The sequence below is a fragment of the Enterobacter sp. CP102 genome (genome assembly GCF_025152625.1).
GTDB lineage: Bacteria > Pseudomonadota > Gammaproteobacteria > Enterobacterales > Enterobacteriaceae > Enterobacter > Enterobacter soli.
In genome coordinates, this window is sequence record NZ_CP104014.1 from 400,773 (window position 1) to 416,980 (window position 16,208).

Genomic DNA, 16,208 nt, shown 5'->3' on the forward strand with positions numbered 1-16,208 from the left:
GTTGATGTGCAGTTAACAAGTTTCACCGATTACGGCTTACGCGCGCTGATCTACATGGCGTCGTTACCCGATGGGAAAATGACCAGTATCTCTGAAGTAACAGAGGTCTACGGTGTGTCCCGTAATCATATGGTCAAAATAATCAATCAACTTAGTCGTGCCGGATATGTTGCTGCCGTCCGCGGGAAGAATGGCGGGATCCGCCTTGGGAAACCGGCGCAGAGTATCCGGGTTGGGGATGTGGTACGTGAACTGGAGCCATTGTCTCTGGTGAATTGCAGCAGCGAGTTCTGCCACATTACGCCCGCTTGTCGTCTGAAACAGGCGCTTTCTAAGGCCGTGCAAAGTTTTCTCAAGGAACTGGATAACTACACGCTGGCCGATTTGGTTGAAGAGAATCAACCGCTTTATAAATTATTGCTGGTGGAATGAAGAAAATTTCCACTGGAGCTGACAACGGAGGAACCGCTATGTCACATGATCCTTTCCAGGAACGCGAAGCCGAAAAATACGCGAATCCAATCCCAAGCCGCGAGTTCATCATTGAACACTTAACAAAACGCGAAAAACCCGCCAATCGTGAAGAACTTGCCGTTGAATTAAACATTGAAGGTGAAGAGCAAATTGAAGCCCTTCGCCGCCGTCTGCGCGCGATGGAGCGTGACGGGCAACTGGTCTTTACCCGCCGCCAGTGCTACGCCCTGCCAGAGCGCCTCGATCTGCTGAAAGGGACCGTCATTGGTCACCGCGATGGCTTCGGCTTCCTGCGCGTAGAAGGCCGCAAAGACGATCTGTACCTCTCATCTGAGCAGATGAAGATGTGTATCCACGGCGATCAGATCCTGGCGCAACCGCTGGGCGCGGACCGTAAAGGCCGCCGCGAAGCGCGCGTGGTGCGTGTGCTGGTGCCAAAAACCAGCCAGATTGTTGGCCGCTACTTTACCGACGCGGGCGTGGGCTTTGTGGTACCGGACGACAGCCGCCTGAGTTTCGATATCCTGATCCCGCCTGAAGAAGTCATGGGCGCGCGGATGGGCTTTGTGGTAGTCGTCGAACTGACCCAGCGCCCGACTCGTCGCACCAAAGCGGTAGGTAAAATTGTTGAAGTGCTTGGCGATAACATGGGCACGGGTATGGCGGTTGATATGGCGCTGCGTACCCATGAAATCCCCTACGTTTGGCCAAAAGCCGTTGAAGAGCAGATTGTCGGCCTGAAAGAAGTGGTGCCGGAAGAGTCCAAAGCAGGCCGCGTGGACCTGCGCTCCCTGCCGCTGGTCACGATTGATGGTGAAGATGCGCGTGACTTCGATGACGCCGTCTACTGCGAGAAAAAACGCGGTGGCGGCTGGCGCCTGTGGGTGGCTATCGCCGACGTAAGCTATTACGTTCGCCCGCATACGCCGCTGGATAATGAAGCCCGCAGCCGTGGTACTTCGGTTTACTTCCCGTCCCAGGTTGTACCGATGCTGCCGGAAGTGCTCTCTAACGGTCTGTGCTCCCTGAACCCGCAGGTTGATCGCCTGTGTATGGTGTGTGAGATGACTATCTCCACCAAAGGCCGCTTAACGGGTTATAAATTCTACGAAGCGGTGATGAGCTCTCATGCGCGTCTGACCTATACCAAGGTCTGGCATATGCTCCAGGGCGACCAGGATCTGCGTGAACAATACGCACCGCTGGTCAAGCACATCGAAGAGCTGCACAACCTGTACAAGACGCTGGATCAGGCGCGCGAAGAGCGCGGCGGGATCTCGTTCGAAAGCGAAGAGGCGAAGTTTATCTTCAACGCCGAACGCCGTATCGAGCGTATTGAACAGACGCAGCGTAACGATGCGCACAAACTGATTGAAGAGTGCATGATTCTGGCGAACATCTCTGCGGCGCGTTTCGTTGAGAAAGCCAAAGAGCCGGCACTGTTCCGTATCCACGATAAACCAAGCACCGAAGCGATTACCGCATTCCGTACTGTTCTGGCCGAGCTGGGTCTTGAACTGCCGGGCGGCAACAAGCCGGAGCCGCGTGATTACGCTGAACTGCTGGAGTCCATCGGTGACCGTCCCGACCATGAAATGCTGCAAACCATGCTGCTGCGCTCCATGAAGCAGGCCATTTATGATCCAGAAAACCGGGGTCACTTTGGCCTGGCGTTGCAGTCTTATGCGCACTTTACGTCGCCTATCCGCCGTTACCCGGATCTCTCCCTGCACCGTGCGATCAAGTATCTGCTGGCGCAAGAGCAGGGACATAAGGGCAACACGACGGAAACGGGTGGTTATCACTACTCGATGGAAGAGATGCTGCAACTGGGCCAGCACTGCTCCATGACCGAACGCCGCGCTGATGAAGCCACGCGTGAAGTTTCCGACTGGCTGAAATGTGACTTTATGCTGGATCAGGTCGGTAACGTCTTCAAGGGCGTGATCGCCAGCGTGACCGGCTTTGGTTTCTTTGTCCGTCTCGACGATCTGTTTATCGATGGTCTGGTGCATGTGTCCAGCCTGGATAACGATTACTATCGCTTTGACCAGGTTGGCCAGCGTCTGATTGGTGAGTCCGGCGGCCAGACTTATCGCCTGGGCGATCGCGTAGAAGTGAAAGTCGAAGCCGTTAACATGGACGAGCGTAAAATCGACTTCAGCCTGATCTCCAGCGAGCGTGGCCCACGTAATGTTGGCAAAACCGCGCGTGAGAAGGCTAAAAAAGGCGGAAACGGTAACCCGAGCGGCAAGCGCCGTCAGGCCGGTAAAAAGGTAAACTTTGAGCCGGACAGCGCCTTCCGTGGCGAGAAGAAAAAGAAACCGAAGGCCGCGAAGAAAGAAGCTCGCTCAGCGAAAAAACCTTCCGCTAAAACGCAGAAAATAGCTGCCGCGACCAAAGCGAAGCGCGCGGCGAAGAAAAATACCGCGCAGTAATTTCGTCCCCATAACCCCTTTCCAACGAAAGGGGTTATTCTTTTTTGCCGTAAGACATTCCAGAACAGAATAGATAGCGGCCTTATCAACCCGTTTTTCCTGCTTATTCATTTTCCGGTAATCGTTATTTATTATTTTTGATTAGCCGTGTTATTCAGATGTGTATAGTGAATTTCACTTTTATAAAGCCCCCTTTTTAGCAAGGAGCGTTTATGCATCTGGCCCGTTTTCCCCGAATTTCGCTCGGTCATTTTCCTACGCCACTGGAACCGTTAAATAATTTAACCCAATTATTAGGCGGGCCCAAAATATGGATAAAACGCGACGATGCAACGGGCCTTGCAAGCGGCGGGAATAAAACCCGCAAGCTGGAATTTCTGTTGGCGGATGCGCTGCAGCAAAAAGCCGATATCATCGTGACGCAGGGCGCAACCCAGTCTAACCACGTACGTCAAACGATCGCCGGTGCCGCACGCCTTGGCCTGCAGGCAAAAGCGCTGCTGGAAAAACGCGTGACTGATTTTGGTGAGGATTATCAGCGCTCGGGTAACGTGCTGCTGGATACCCTTCTGGGCGGCGAGATTGTCGCACATCTGCCAGGCGGTACCGATATGCAAAAGGCGATGGAAGAGTACGCCGCAACGCTTCGCGAACAAGGCCACCGTCCGTACGTTATTCCTGGCGGAGGTTCGAACCCCATCGGGGCGCTGGGCTACGTCGCCTGTGCGGAGGAGCTGCTTTACCAATCATCAGAGCGTCGTTTGCGCATCGATCACGTTGTCCATGCGACGGGCAGTACCGGTACGCAGGCGGGGCTGGTTGCGGGGTTCACCGCCACCAACAGCCACATTCCGGTGCTCGGCATCAGCGTGCGGGCACCCAAAGATAAACAGGAAGAGAACGTCTGGAATCTGGCATCCAGAACGCTGGATCTGTTGGGCGTACCGGGGGAACTGTCGCGGCATGCGGTCGTCGCTAACAGCGATTATGTCGGTGACGGATACGGTTTGCCGACGGAGGGCACGCTTGAAGCACTGAGGCTGCTGGCCCGCCATGAAGGTATCCTGCTCGATCCGGTTTACTCCGCAAAAGGGATGGCCGGGCTTATCGATCTGATCCGCAAAGGGCATTTCCGTCAGGATGAAAATATTGTCTTTATCCACACGGGTGGGTCAGCAGGGCTATTTGGCTATCGTCAGGTGCTGGAGCATGGCTAAGCCTTTTCTGCTTGGCGTGCTGGGTGGTATGGGCCCCCTTGCGACGCTGGATTTTCTGCGTCGCCTGCTGGAGGCTACGCCTGCGCAGAGCGATCAACAGCAGATCCCAACGGTCGTCTGGAATGTACCGCAAATTGCCGATCGCCAGAACGCGCTGGCAGGTACGGGCCCTTCGCCCTTGCCGCAACTTCTTCACGCTGTCGAGAAACTTAACCAGGCGGGGGCAAGCCATATCGCAATCCCGTGTAATACGGCTCACCACTGGTACGATGCGCTGAGTGAAGCCAGCAACGTCCCTATTCTGCATATCGTTGATGCGACGCTGGAGGCATTGTCGCAGGCTGAGGAAAAACCTCAGCGGGTTGGTGTCATTGCCACTAAAGGCACGCTGGACGCGGGCTGGTATCAGGAACGACTGGCCGCGCAGGCTATAGAGGTCGTCGTGCCGACCCCCGAGGAGCTGACCCAATGGTTTGTACCGGGCTGTTACGCGGTAAAGCGTGGCGCGCTGGTTGACGGCGGCGAACTGCTGGTGTTGCAGGCTAACGCATTGTTTGCCCGTGGCGCGCAAAAACTGGTGCTGGCCTGTACCGAAGTGCCTGTTGCGCTGGAGGCTGCCAGGGCTCCGTTTCGTCATCTCACCTGGGATCCGGCTCAGGCACTGGCAGAACGATGTTCGCAGTTATGGCAAACCAGCAGACCATTTAATTAGCGCACCGTCCGGTACGATCACGGACATTATATTCAGATCAATCACAGGATAAATAAAATGAAAAAAAGTCTCTGCTTATTAATTGCAGTGGGCGGGCTATGGGCAAATATGAGTTTTGCCGATTCACCTGCTGAGGTTCGTGTGGCATATAGCGGCGGTTCTCAGGTATTAATGCTGGCAAAAGCCGATGGCTCTCTTGATAAAGCGTTAAACAGTAAAGTGAAGTGGGTGCAATTTGCATCGGGTGCCGATGCGCTTAATTATTTTGCCAGCAACGCGATTGATATTGCCAATTTTGGATCCAGTCCAGCGACGGCAGGCATTGTCCGCAAATTGCCGGTCGAAATTATTGGCGTGTCGGGCGTGATAGCCAGCTATGAACGCCTGATCGGCAAAGATGGCATTGTGAAAATTAATGATATCGAAGGGAAGCGTGTCGCCTACCCACCCAACTCAACGGCTCAATATGCTCTCGAAGCCGCGATCAGCGTGAACAAACTGGACCGCAGCAAAATCACGTTACTGCCGCTGCGTCCTGCAGAAATGGTCGCGGCATGGAAGCGTGGTGATATTGATGCTGGCTATGTCTGGGCACCGTTTGCACAAGAGCTGGAGGCGTCGGGTGGGCACCAGGTCTTTGCCACCAAGGATCTGCAGAAAGACGGCTATCTTATCTACAACAACTATGTGGTACGGAAAGCCTTTGCTGAGAAGTACCCAGAAGCGGTCACTGCGTTTCTTCGCGTGCATCAGCAGAAGGTGGATGAGTTTAAGAAAGACCCGGAGCGTGCGGCAGGCATCGTTGCTAAAGAAGTTGGGGCACCGGTTACCACGGCAGCAAATACGCTGGGTGGGCTGGAATATCCAACGCTTGCTCAGCAGGGTACTGCGGACTGGCTGGGTAATGGCACGCAGACCACCGACAGCGGTATCGGCAAAGCCTTAACCAAAACCTCCGGCTTCCTCGCCGGTATTGGCGAAATCCGCAAGCGCGATATCCCTGCAAACTGGGATACCGCCATTGATTCTCGCTATATCCGTGATGCGGCGGTGGCGGCGCAATGAGATTGAGTCAGCATATCGCCATCAGCGTAGTGTCGGTGGCGGTTTTCTTTATTGTCTGGCAGGTGGCGGCAACGCAGCAGTGGGTCGATCCGCTGCTGTTACCGTCGCTAACGGACATTGGTTTGACGACCGAAGAGCTGCTTGCCGATGGCTATCGTCAGGTACCGCTCTGGGAACACATTGCGGTGAGCCTCGCGCGAGCGCTGAGCGCATTTACCGTGGCGATTATCATTGGTATTCCGCTGGGATTACTGATGGGGTTGTCTGACGGCCTGGCGGCGGTACTTAATCCTTTCGTTCAGTTTCTGCGTCCTTTACCCAAAATTGCCCTCATCCCCCTGGCCGTCGTGTGGCTTGGGATTGGCGAGGCCTCCAAATTCTTCCTGATCTTTATTGCCACGTTTTTAAGCGTGGTCGTGGGGGCGTCGGCTGCAGTTGAACGCATTGGTCGTTCACGTATTCGCGTGGCGCAGACGCTGGGCGCTTCCCGCAGACAAATCTTCATGCGCGTCGTCCTCCCGGACGCGCTGCCGGACCTTTTCACCACCGTCAGGCTCTCCATTGGTATTGGCTGGACATCGTTGATTGCCGCGGAGATGGTCGCAGCCAGTTCCGGTCTGGGCTGGATGGTCATCAACGCCAGCTCTTATTTGCGTACTGATATCGTCATGCTCGGCATTTTGCTGCTGGGCGGCATTGGCTACCTTCTGGATTTATTACTGCTGGGGCTACAGCGGCTGACAGTGCCCTGGGCGGGGAAAGAATAATGAGTGCTATCACCCTTGAAAATGTATCGCTCTCTTTCGCGGCGAAACCCCAGCCGTTTAAGGTGCTGGAAGATATCAATCTTAGCCTGAACAGCGGTGAGTTTGTGGTCCTGCTTGGGCCGTCTGGCTGTGGCAAATCCACCATTCTGAACCTTGTCGCCGGGTTTAATAAGCCAGACCGGGGGCGGGTGGCTGCTGGCGGGAAAGATATTAGCAAGCCTGGTCCTGAACGCGGAATGATATTCCAACAACCCAACCTTTTCCCGTGGCTCTCGGTGTTGGAAAACGTCACTTTTGGCCCGCGCCTGGGCAAATACCGTAAGGACGAAACCAATGCCCTGGCGCAGACGTGGCTTGAACGCGTGGGTCTGAAAGGCTTCGAACATCATGCACCCTGGCAGCTTTCTGGCGGTATGAAGCAGCGCGTGGCGCTCGCTCGCGCCTGGCTCCCCGGCCCGGAAGTGCTGCTGCTGGATGAACCGTTCGGTGCGCTGGATGCGCAAACCCGACTGATGATGCAGGAGTTGCTGCGCGAGGCATGGCTCTCTACCGGCACCACACTGCTCTTCGTCACGCACGATGTGGAAGAGGCGCTTTTTTTGGCTGACCGCATTCTGATCATGTCGGCAAAGCCGGGAAAAATCGTTGATGAGATCGTTCTGCCCTTTGGGCGGGAGCGAGATATCGAAACGCTGGCAGAACACCCTGCCTATAGCGAGATCAAGCATCACGTCCTGCATCGGGTACGCCAGGAGGCGAAGCGGCACTTACGTTAAATACAGTTCCCGGTGTCGGGAATGAATCAACTGTCATGACTGAGGTGGAAGCAATGAGCAATAGCGAATTACGAGACCGTCTTGAAACAAGTATTCAACAGCATCGGGATGAGTATGTGGCGATAGCCAAAGATATTCACGCCCACCCTGAAACCGGCAATAACGAGTATTACGCCAGCGGCCAACTGACACAGCTGCTGGAACAACAGGGCTTTGCCGTCACGCTTAATGTCGCCGGTCATGAAACGGCTTTTTATGCGGTGAAGGAGAGCGGCAAGCCCGGCCCAACCATCGCGTTCCTGGCGGAATACGATGCGCTTATTGATATCGGGCACGCCTGTGGTCACAACATCATTGGGGTTACCAGTATTGCTGCAGCGATTGCGCTTAGCGAAACGCTGGACGCGACAGGTGGCAAGGTCGTGGTACTCGGTACGCCTGCAGAAGAGGGCGGGCTGCGTGGCAAAGGTGGTCCAAACGGTAATGTGAAAGCCCGCTTCGTAGAGCATGGCTTCCTTAACGATGTCGATGTGGCATTGATGGTCCACCCCGCGGGGAAAACGCGATTGTCCGGCCCGTCACTGGCGAATAACCATCTCTACTTCCATTTCTATGGCAAACCTTCCCACGCGGGCAGCTCACCTCATAAAGGGGTGAACGCGCTGGATGCGCTGGTGTTGCTCTATAACGGTATCAGCGTTCTGCGTCAGCAACTGCCGGATGGCATCCGCGTTCACGGCATTATCACCAACGGTGGTCAGGCTCCGAATGTGATCCCGGAATATGCGTCGGCGCACTATTACATTCGTGCCCATACCCGTGAAGAGGTGGTTGCGCTGGAGCCACGCATTCGCGCCATTGCGGAAGGCGTCGCGCTGGCAACCGGTACCACGGTCAAGATTGAGCATCAGATTGGGCCGCGTGATTTCAACATCAACCACACACTGAACGGTGTACTGCTGGAAGAATTCACCGCTGCAGGGGAGACGGTCGAGCTGAAGGAAAAAGAGGGGTTGGGCTCAACCGATGCTGGCGATATCAGCCATGCGGTACCGACAGCGCATCCTTACATCAAGATTGGCCCCGATGAATTGATTGGTCACACCGTGGCATTCCGCGAGGCCGCTAATTCAGTACAGGGTTATGACGCGCTAGTGACAGGCGCGCAGGTGCTGGCCCGAACCGGGCTGCGACTGTTAACCGATGCTGCGTTGCTGCAGGAAGTGAAAAACGAATTTGCCGGGCAAACCGCCGCCACGCAAGCTGCATGACCTAAACCGGAGCACCATAACAATGAAAATGCTGTTTTCTGCCGCCGCACTGATGCTGGCGGTGGTTTTACCCCTGGGAAGTGCGCAGGCCGAGAGTATCGATCGTAACGCCGTGCTGAATATTGCCTACGGGAACCGGCCTGGAACGCTGGACCCTTATCTGACGACCAATAACGCCACCTCCGACGTGGACAGGCATATTTTCGAAACATTGTTCACCATCAACGCCAAATTTGAGCCTGTACCGGAGCTGGTGGAGAGGTACACGCTGAGTGACGATCGTAAAACCTACACCTTTGTGTTACGTGACGGGATCCATTTTCATGACGGACAACCGCTGACTGCGGATGACGTTGTGGCTTCAATGAATCGCTGGCTGGCAGTTTCCACGCAGGGGAAAGCTAATTTGCCCGGCGTGCAGTTCAGTAAGGTGGATGATAAAACCGTCACCTTTACGCTTCCTTCCCCGTCACTGATTACGCTCAACGTGCTGGCAGACGTGAAGAACATCGCCGCTATTATGCCGAAACGCATTATTGATGAGGCCAACAGCAGCAAGAAGCCCGTGACCGAGCTAATTGGCACGGGCCCTTACAAACTGGCTGAGTTCAAACCCGGTGATTTTCTGCACTTAACCCGTTATGACCAGTATCAGTCCCGCACGGAGCCTGCAAGCGGTTTGTCGGGCCAGAAGAAAGCGGATGTGAAGGACATCTGGTTCCGCTACATTACCGATGAATCCACTCGCCTGGCCGGGGCGATGACCGGGGAATACGATCTGGTATTCCAGCTGCCGAAGGACAATATCGACACGCTCAGCAGCGTGCCGGATCTGTCGCTCTTCCAGCCCAAAAGCGGCGGCTCGCTCATTACCTATCTGTTCAATAAAAACCAGGGGCCGTTTGCCAATGTGAAGCTGCGCCAGGCATTTAACCTTGCGCTTAATGTCCATCAAACGCTGCTGGCGGGCTACAGCGATCCGCGTTTCTTTAAGGAAGATCCGTCACTGGGCTTTCCGGAACAGGTGGACTGGTACAGCGAGGCCGGTAAACCTTTCTGGAACCAACATCGGCTCGACGAGGCGCGCGCGCTGGTGAAAGACTCGGGCTACAACGGTGAAGAAGTGGTAATCATCGCCACGAAAGAATATGCAGAGTTGTATAACCTGGCAATAGTGGCTCAACAGGTGCTGAAGCAGATTGGGGTGAAGTCACGCCTGGACGTCTACGACTGGCCGACCGTTCTGCAGCGCCGCCAGGATCCGAAAAACTTCGACCTCTGTGCGCTGGAGTTTTCAATGCGTCAGGTGCTGCATCAATATCCCTTCCTCGATTCGCGCGCGAAGTTTCCCGGGCTGAGCAACAACCCGGAGATCGATAACGTGCTGGATGAAATCAAGCAGGCGCCTTCCCTGAAAGAGGCGAAACCGCTGGTGGATCAACTGAACAAGTTGAGCTGGCAATATCTGCCGGTCATTGTGCTTGGCCGCACGACGCCGGATGCGGTGGCGCTAAAAGGCAATGTAAAAGGCTATCAGGACCTGATTGGCCCTATTTTATGGAACGTGAGCGTGACGAAACCCTGACGGGAGAAGGCGATGAGAAGATACCTTTTTCACCGCCTGCTGGCACTTCTGCCGGTGCTGCTGGTGGTGTCGGTAGTGGTGTTTTGCTTGATTCATCTCGCACCGGGCGATCCGGCGCTGGTGATCCTGGGGAATGATGCCAGTCCTCAGGATATTGCTGCGCTGCGCCAGCAGATGGGGCTGGATCGGCCCCTGCTGGTGCAGTTTTTCAGCTGGTTTGGCGAGATCCTTACCGGGGATTTGGGACATTCCCTGTTTTTAAATACCAGCGTTATGTCGCTATTTTTACAGCACCTGACGCCGACGCTGGCGCTGGCATTCTATGCTCAACTCATTGCGCTCATTCTGGGGCTGATGGGGGGCGTGATAAGCGCCTGGCAACATGGCGGCATCACGGATCGCATCATTCGTATGCTGGCGACTTTTGGCATGTCGGTGCCGGGTTTTTTGCTTGGCCTCGTCCTCATCTTCTTCTTTGCCGTTCAGCTGCGCTGGTTTCCGGTGGTGGGGTATCGCTCTACCAACGATGATTTCTGGCTTAACGTCTGGTACCTAACCTTACCTGCTATCGCGCTGGGGCTCCGCATCGCCGCACTGATTGCCCGCATGACCCGTGCCGTGATGCTGGATGTATTGCAAGAGCCTTTTATCAACACTGCGCGGGCAAAAGGGGTCCCGGAGTGGCTTGTGCTTTTACGGCACACGCTCAAAAACAGCCTGATCCCCATACTGACCATCTGCGGTGAATCCTTCGCGTCGCTGGTAACCGGCACGATCGTGATCGAAAGCGTGTTCGGTATTCCCGGCGTGGGATCGCTCATTGTAGATTCGATCGAGCGTCGTGACGTGACGGTGATCCAGGGTGTGGTGCTGCTGATCACCGTTTGCTACGTGTTGATCAACCTGGCAGTGGATCTGCTGAACTATCTTGCCGATCCGCGTCTGTCCGTCGACGGAGGGGAAAAATGATTACCTGCAGAAATCCGGGGCTTTTAATTTGGCCCGCCGTGCTGGCCGCCATTGTACTACTGTCATTTTTTGCAAGCCTGGTAAGCCCTTACGATCCCTACAGCCTCGATCCGTTAAGCCGGTTGACCCCTCCCTCTACAGAACACTGGTTCGGCACCGATAACTTCGGGCGGGATCTTTTTGTCCGTGTGGCGCTGGCGGTGCGCGTGTCGCTCTCGGTGGGCGCAGCGGTAGCGGTGATAGCAGGTGTGACGGGGATGATCGTCGGTCTACTGTGCGCCTGGTATCGCCCGGTAGACAGGATCCTGATGCGCGTCTGTGATGGTCTTTTTGCCTTTCCGTCTTTGCTACTGGCGATCGCCATTGTCGGCGTGCTCGGACCGAATATCGTCAACGTGGTGCTGGCGCTATCGTTGGTATACGTGCCGTCGGTTGCGCGGGTGATCCGAGGTGCGGCCAAGGTGATCAAAGAGAAGAACTTTATTGAAGCCCTGCGCGCGCAGGGCGCAGGTGCCTCGCGCATTATCTGGCTGCACCTTTTGCCTAACGTTATCTCGCCGTTTATCGTGCAGGTCAGCTGGGTGTTTTCGGTGGCCATTCTTACCGAAGCAGCCTTGAGCTTTCTCGGTTCTGGCGTGCCAGCCCCAATGCCAAGCCTGGGCAACTTATTACTCGAAGGAAAGGCTGTGATCTTCACCGCCTGGTGGATGACCTTCTTCCCGGGGATCGCCATTGTGTTGCTGATCCTCGGTTTAAATATTATTGGCGATGACCTGAGAGACAGTGCTGACCCGGGCCTTAAACCTCTGCCTCGCCGCGTGTTGCGTCTGCTTAAACAAGGAGGACGCCATGGCTGAAGCCTTACTTGAGGTTAATAACCTTGAGGTTACATTCGCGACGAGAATGGGCGTTGTCTCCCCGGTGCGTGGCGTTTCTTTTCGGGTAAACACCCATGAAACTCTCGGCATCATCGGGGAATCAGGCTGCGGCAAGAGTGTGACTGCTCAGGCGTTAATGGGACTGCTTTCATCCCGCACCAGCCGGGTCAAGGGTGAGGTCATTCTGGGGGGGAAGGCGCTGCACTCGCTGTCGGCAAAAGTACGCCGTCAACGGAGTGGGCGAGAGATGGCGATGATTTTTCAGGATCCGCTCGCCAGCCTTAATCCGGTGATGACCATTGGTGCTCAAATTGATGAAAGCCTGCGGCTGCATACCTATCTGAAACGCGCCCAGCGTCAGCAGAAAACGATCGACCTGTTGACCCAGGTTGGTATTGTCGATCCTGCCCGCTGCGCCAATGCCTGGCCGCATGAGCTTTCAGGCGGAATGCGTCAGCGCGTAATGATCGCCATGGCCATTGCGACCTCTCCTTCTCTACTGATTGCTGACGAACCGACTACGGCACTGGATGCCACCATTCAGGCGCAGATCCTCGATTTACTCGACGGACTTAAGCAGCAGACGGGCATGGGGATTGTCATTATCACCCACGATTTAAGCGTCGTTGCGCGGCTTTGCCAACGCGTGGCCGTACTGTATGCCGGACAGGTTGTGGAAGAGACTGATGTTCATACGCTCTTTACACAACCGCGCCATCCTTATACCCGTGCGCTGCTGGCTGCTCGTCCTTCGGTGGATCATCCTCCCAAAACACCGCTGGCCGAAATCAGCGGTCAGGTTCCGTCATTGCATGCATTTCCTTCAGGATGTAGCTACGCCGATCGCTGTCCGCTGGCGCAACCCCGCTGCCGCGCGCAGGCCCCCGAGCTGCAGACGGTGGGATACAAGGCACAGCAGGTTCGCTGCTGGCGGGCCGAGGAGACAGGAGCGGCTGGATGACGATACCTTTATTAAGCGTGAACAATTTGTCGAAAATATTTCATCGCCGTGGGCAGCAGGTGCATGCGGTGGATAACGTCAGCTTTACCCTGAACGCGGGTGAAACCTGGGCGCTGGTCGGTGAGTCTGGCAGCGGTAAGAGCACTATCGGCCGTCTTGTGCTGGGGCTAACCGCAGCCAATGCAGGCGACGTCGCGTTTGAAGGCCGATCGCTGACAGGACTGAATACCGCAGGATGGCGCAGCGTGCGCCGTGACATGCAGATGATTTTTCAGGATCCCCTCTCGTCGCTCGACCCTAAACGCACCGTGGGTTATAGCCTTGAAGAGCCACTGACGATTCACGGCATAGGCAATCGAAAAGCGCAGGTTACTCATATACTCGAGCAGGTTGGCCTGCGCCCCCAGGATGCCGCCCGTTATCCGCATGAGTTTTCTGGCGGCCAGCGTCAACGAATCGGTATTGCCAGGGCGTTGATACTGAAGCCGAAACTGATTGTTTGCGATGAGCCGGTTTCAGCGCTTGATGTCTCCATTCAGTCGCAGATCCTGAATCTGCTTATGCGGTTACAGAAAGAGCATGGGCTGGCATATCTCTTTATTTCCCACGATCTCAACGTTGTCAGGCACATAGCAGACAGGGTCGGGGTGATGTACCGGGGATCGCTGGTTGAACAGGGCGAGACGGCGCAACTCTTTAGTGCGCCTCAGCATGAGTATACGCGCTATCTGATGGATGCCATTTTGCCCGCCTGTCCCGTAAAGGAAGAGGAAACGCGCGTGGTTGCCAACGGGTAAAAACTATCAGGGTCGATTTGAACGCCGGGTCGGTTATAATAGGCGCAAGCGATCTCTATCACGACCCAATTTAACCCGGCGCACACCGCCTAAAACGAGTAAGTTCAATGAGTGAAATGATTTACGGCATCCACGCGGTGCAAGCCCTGCTGGAGCGCGCGCCGGAGCGTTTTCAGGAAGTCTTTATTCTGAAAGGGCGTGAAGATAAACGCCTGATGCCGCTTATCCACGCGCTTGAAGCTCAGGGCGTGGTGATCCAGCTGGCGAACCGCCAGTTCCTGGATGAAAAAAGCGAGGGTGCGGTTCACCAGGGCATTATTGCGCGCGTGAAGCCGGGCCGTCAGTACCAGGAAAACGATCTGCCTGATCTGATTGCCGAACTGGATAACCCGTTCTTCCTGATCCTGGACGGCGTGACCGATCCGCACAACCTGGGCGCGTGTCTGCGTAGTGCTGATGCGGCCGGTGTGCACGCGGTTATCGTGCCAAAAGATCGCTCTGCGCAGCTGAACGCCACGGCCAAGAAAGTGGCCTGCGGCGCGGCAGAGAACGTTCCGCTGATCCGTGTGACCAACCTGGCGCGCACCATGCGTCTGCTTCAGGAAGAGAACATCTGGATCGTGGGTACCGCGGGTGAAGCCGACCATACCCTGTATCAGAGCAAAATGACCGGCCGCCTGGCACTGGTGATGGGTGCAGAAGGTGAAGGGATGCGTCGCCTGACGCGCGAGCACTGCGATGAGCTGATCAGCATCCCGATGGCGGGCAGCGTGTCGTCCCTGAACGTTTCCGTTGCGACGGGCATCTGCCTGTTTGAAGCGGTGCGTCAGCGTAGCTGATTTTCGCCCGGTGGCGCTTCGCTTACCGGGCCTACGGTTTTGTAGGCCGGGTAAGGCGAAGCCGCCACCCGGCAAAACAACCTCACTCCTCTAACGACCGCAAATGGTCATCCTTCCTGAGCGTCATCAGCGCCACAATGCTCACCACCGCCGTGGCCATAACGTAATACGCCGGAATATCCAGGTTGCCTGTCTCTTTAATCAGCCCGGTGATAATCAAACCCGCGCAGCCCGAAAAAATAGCGTTCGACAGCGAATAGGCCAGCCCAAGCCCGGTGTAACGCACACGGGTCGGGAACATTTCAGAGAGCATTGCAGGCCCCGGTCCTGCCAGCATTCCCACCAGACCGCCCGCAACCAGCACGACAATTGCTTTTACCGCCAGGGTGCTGGACTCCGCCTGGAGGATTTTAAGCAGCGGCAAGGCGAGGATCAGAAGCAACCCGGTGGCAATGAGCATCACGGTACGCCGGCCAATCCGGTCGCTGAGGATCCCGGAAGGAATAATGGTCAGTGCAAAGCCGATATTGGAAATCACCGCAATCAACAGCGCCTGATTAAACCCGGTATGCAGCGCCGATTGTAAATAGGTGGGCATGATCACCAGGTAGGTATATCCCGCCGCCGACCACACCATTACCCGGCCAATCCCCATCACGATGGCTTTCAGCGTTGCCGCAGTGTGCGCCTGAGTGACAACCGGTTTTGCTTGCTGCTGGACGAAGCTTGGCGTCTCTTCCATGCTGACGCGCAGCCACAGGGCAACCACGCCCATCGGCAGGGCCAGGAAGAACGGAATGCGCCAGCCCCAGTCGTGCAGTGCCTCCGGGGTAAGCAGCGCAGAGAGGAGGGCGACAATACCCGCGCCCGCCAGCAGCCCCAGCGCCACGGTAAAAGATTGCCATGCGCCGTACAGGCCACGTTTGCCGCGTGGCGCAAACTCGGTCATTAGCGAGACAGCACCACCGTATTCACCCCCGGCGAACAGCCCCTGCAATATGCGGAGCAACGTAATCATCAGCGGTGCGGCAATCCCGATGTTCGCATACACTGGCACAATGCCAATCGCGGCGGTGGCGAGCGTCATCAGCACCAGGACAATAATCAGCGTGGGTTTGCGGCCAATCCGGTCACCTATGCGGCCAAACACAACAGCCCCCAGCGGGCGAAAGAAGAAGGCGATGGCAAACGAGGCGTAGGTGAGGATCAGGCTGGTCAGCCCCGCGTCCCCTTCCAGCTGGAAGAAGTTCTTCGCAATCACGGTCGCCAGAAAACCGTACACCGCAAATTCATACCATTCGATGAAATTACCAATAGAGCCGGCAATGAGCGCGCGCTTGTGCGCATCCGGCGCAGAGTGTGAAGGTTGCATAAGGATCCTCACTGGAAAGGTTAGAATAAATTATTCAACAAATAACCGGCCATGAAATAGTTTATTCTTATGTTATGTGAGCTATTT

The 16,208-nt window shown here is 55.8% G+C and carries 15 protein-coding genes; 14 read left to right on the top strand and 1 reads right to left on the bottom strand.

The annotated features are described in order from the left end of the window. The first annotated feature begins 6 nt into the window (after positions 1-6). The 14 genes from nsrR to rlmB all read left to right on the top strand — a co-directional run bounded on the left by nsrR (position 7) and on the right by rlmB (position 14,749). A complete protein-coding gene (gene nsrR / locus N1249_RS01905; RefSeq protein WP_014068620.1) occupies positions 7-432 on the top strand; it encodes a nitric oxide-sensing transcriptional repressor NsrR in 426 nt (141 codons plus the stop codon). A gap of 38 nt (positions 433-470) precedes the next feature. Then, on the top strand, positions 471-2,912 hold the full coding sequence (rnr, locus tag N1249_RS01910) for a ribonuclease R (RefSeq protein ID WP_259834081.1): 2,442 nt from the start codon (positions 471-473) through the stop codon (positions 2,910-2,912). A 212-nt stretch (positions 2,913-3,124) separates the two neighbouring features. Further along, positions 3,125-4,129: a D-cysteine desulfhydrase gene (locus N1249_RS01915; protein ID WP_259834083.1), complete on the top strand. Its 1,005-nt coding sequence runs from the start codon at positions 3,125-3,127 to the stop codon at positions 4,127-4,129. After that, positions 4,122-4,841, top strand: a complete 720-nt coding sequence (locus tag N1249_RS01920) for an aspartate/glutamate racemase family protein (protein ID WP_259834084.1) — start codon at positions 4,122-4,124, stop codon at positions 4,839-4,841. Before N1249_RS01915 ends, N1249_RS01920 begins: the two co-directional genes overlap by 8 nt. A 57-nt stretch (positions 4,842-4,898) precedes the next feature. Further along, entirely contained in the window at positions 4,899-5,906 is a 1,008-nt protein-coding gene (locus N1249_RS01925; protein WP_259834085.1) for a glycine betaine ABC transporter substrate-binding protein, read from the top strand. Beyond that, positions 5,903-6,673: an ABC transporter permease gene (locus N1249_RS01930; protein WP_063144093.1), complete on the top strand. Its 771-nt coding sequence runs from the start codon at positions 5,903-5,905 to the stop codon at positions 6,671-6,673. Before N1249_RS01925 ends, N1249_RS01930 begins: the two co-directional genes overlap by 4 nt. Further along, positions 6,673-7,449: an ABC transporter ATP-binding protein gene (locus N1249_RS01935; protein WP_259834087.1), complete on the top strand. Its 777-nt coding sequence runs from the start codon at positions 6,673-6,675 to the stop codon at positions 7,447-7,449. The genes N1249_RS01930 and N1249_RS01935 overlap by 1 nt, the downstream gene beginning before the upstream one ends. 53 nt (positions 7,450-7,502) lie before the next feature. Next, positions 7,503-8,720 (top strand): M20 family metallopeptidase, encoded by a 1,218-nt coding sequence (locus N1249_RS01940; protein ID WP_259834089.1) that lies wholly within the window; start codon positions 7,503-7,505, stop codon positions 8,718-8,720. Between the two features lie 22 nt (positions 8,721-8,742). Further along, positions 8,743-10,305, top strand: coding sequence for an ABC transporter substrate-binding protein (locus tag N1249_RS01945; protein WP_259834092.1), 1,563 nt, complete (start codon positions 8,743-8,745; stop codon positions 10,303-10,305). Positions 10,306-10,317: 12 nt separating this feature from the next. Beyond that, entirely contained in the window at positions 10,318-11,274 is a 957-nt protein-coding gene (locus N1249_RS01950; RefSeq protein WP_259834094.1) for an ABC transporter permease, read from the top strand. Continuing rightward, on the top strand, positions 11,271-12,131 hold the full coding sequence (locus tag N1249_RS01955) for an ABC transporter permease (RefSeq protein WP_259834096.1): 861 nt from the start codon (positions 11,271-11,273) through the stop codon (positions 12,129-12,131). Before N1249_RS01950 ends, N1249_RS01955 begins: the two co-directional genes overlap by 4 nt. Next, positions 12,124-13,113, top strand: coding sequence for an ABC transporter ATP-binding protein (locus N1249_RS01960; RefSeq protein ID WP_259834098.1), 990 nt, complete (start codon positions 12,124-12,126; stop codon positions 13,111-13,113). The genes N1249_RS01955 and N1249_RS01960 overlap by 8 nt, the downstream gene beginning before the upstream one ends. Continuing rightward, entirely contained in the window at positions 13,110-13,910 is an 801-nt protein-coding gene (locus N1249_RS01965; protein WP_259834099.1) for an ABC transporter ATP-binding protein, read from the top strand. Before N1249_RS01960 ends, N1249_RS01965 begins: the two co-directional genes overlap by 4 nt. Before the next feature lie 107 nt (positions 13,911-14,017). After that, positions 14,018-14,749, top strand: a complete 732-nt coding sequence (gene rlmB, locus N1249_RS01970; protein ID WP_058840431.1) for a 23S rRNA (guanosine(2251)-2'-O)-methyltransferase RlmB — start codon at positions 14,018-14,020, stop codon at positions 14,747-14,749. An 82-nt stretch (positions 14,750-14,831) separates the two neighbouring features. On the opposite strand, the gene N1249_RS01975 is transcribed toward rlmB, so the two are convergent. Beyond that, positions 14,832-16,121 (bottom strand): MFS transporter, encoded by a 1,290-nt coding sequence (locus N1249_RS01975; RefSeq protein WP_259834101.1) that lies wholly within the window; start codon positions 16,119-16,121, stop codon positions 14,832-14,834. Positions 16,122-16,208: the final 87 nt, after the last annotated feature.

Bases quoted from the DNA above. Each gene is read 5' to 3' on its own strand.
- rlmB (WP_058840431.1), top strand. From the start codon at position 14,018: ATGAGTGAAATGATTTACGGCATCCACGCGGTGCAAGCCCTGCTGGAG.
- N1249_RS01930 (WP_063144093.1), top strand. From the start codon at position 5,903: ATGAGATTGAGTCAGCATATCGCCATCAGCGTAGTGTCGGTGGCGGTT.
- N1249_RS01955 (WP_259834096.1), top strand. From the start codon at position 11,271: ATGATTACCTGCAGAAATCCGGGGCTTTTAATTTGGCCCGCCGTGCTG.
- N1249_RS01925 (WP_259834085.1), top strand. From the start codon at position 4,899: ATGAAAAAAAGTCTCTGCTTATTAATTGCAGTGGGCGGGCTATGGGCA.
- N1249_RS01965 (WP_259834099.1), top strand. From the start codon at position 13,110: ATGACGATACCTTTATTAAGCGTGAACAATTTGTCGAAAATATTTCAT.
- N1249_RS01935 (WP_259834087.1), top strand. From the start codon at position 6,673: ATGAGTGCTATCACCCTTGAAAATGTATCGCTCTCTTTCGCGGCGAAA.
- rnr (WP_259834081.1), top strand. From the start codon at position 471: ATGTCACATGATCCTTTCCAGGAACGCGAAGCCGAAAAATACGCGAAT.
- N1249_RS01975 (WP_259834101.1), bottom strand. From the start codon at position 16,121: ATGCAACCTTCACACTCTGCGCCGGATGCGCACAAGCGCGCGCTCATT.
- N1249_RS01950 (WP_259834094.1), top strand. From the start codon at position 10,318: ATGAGAAGATACCTTTTTCACCGCCTGCTGGCACTTCTGCCGGTGCTG.
- N1249_RS01940 (WP_259834089.1), top strand. From the start codon at position 7,503: ATGAGCAATAGCGAATTACGAGACCGTCTTGAAACAAGTATTCAACAG.
- N1249_RS01915 (WP_259834083.1), top strand. From the start codon at position 3,125: ATGCATCTGGCCCGTTTTCCCCGAATTTCGCTCGGTCATTTTCCTACG.
- N1249_RS01945 (WP_259834092.1), top strand. From the start codon at position 8,743: ATGAAAATGCTGTTTTCTGCCGCCGCACTGATGCTGGCGGTGGTTTTA.
- N1249_RS01960 (WP_259834098.1), top strand. From the start codon at position 12,124: ATGGCTGAAGCCTTACTTGAGGTTAATAACCTTGAGGTTACATTCGCG.
- N1249_RS01920 (WP_259834084.1), top strand. From the start codon at position 4,122: ATGGCTAAGCCTTTTCTGCTTGGCGTGCTGGGTGGTATGGGCCCCCTT.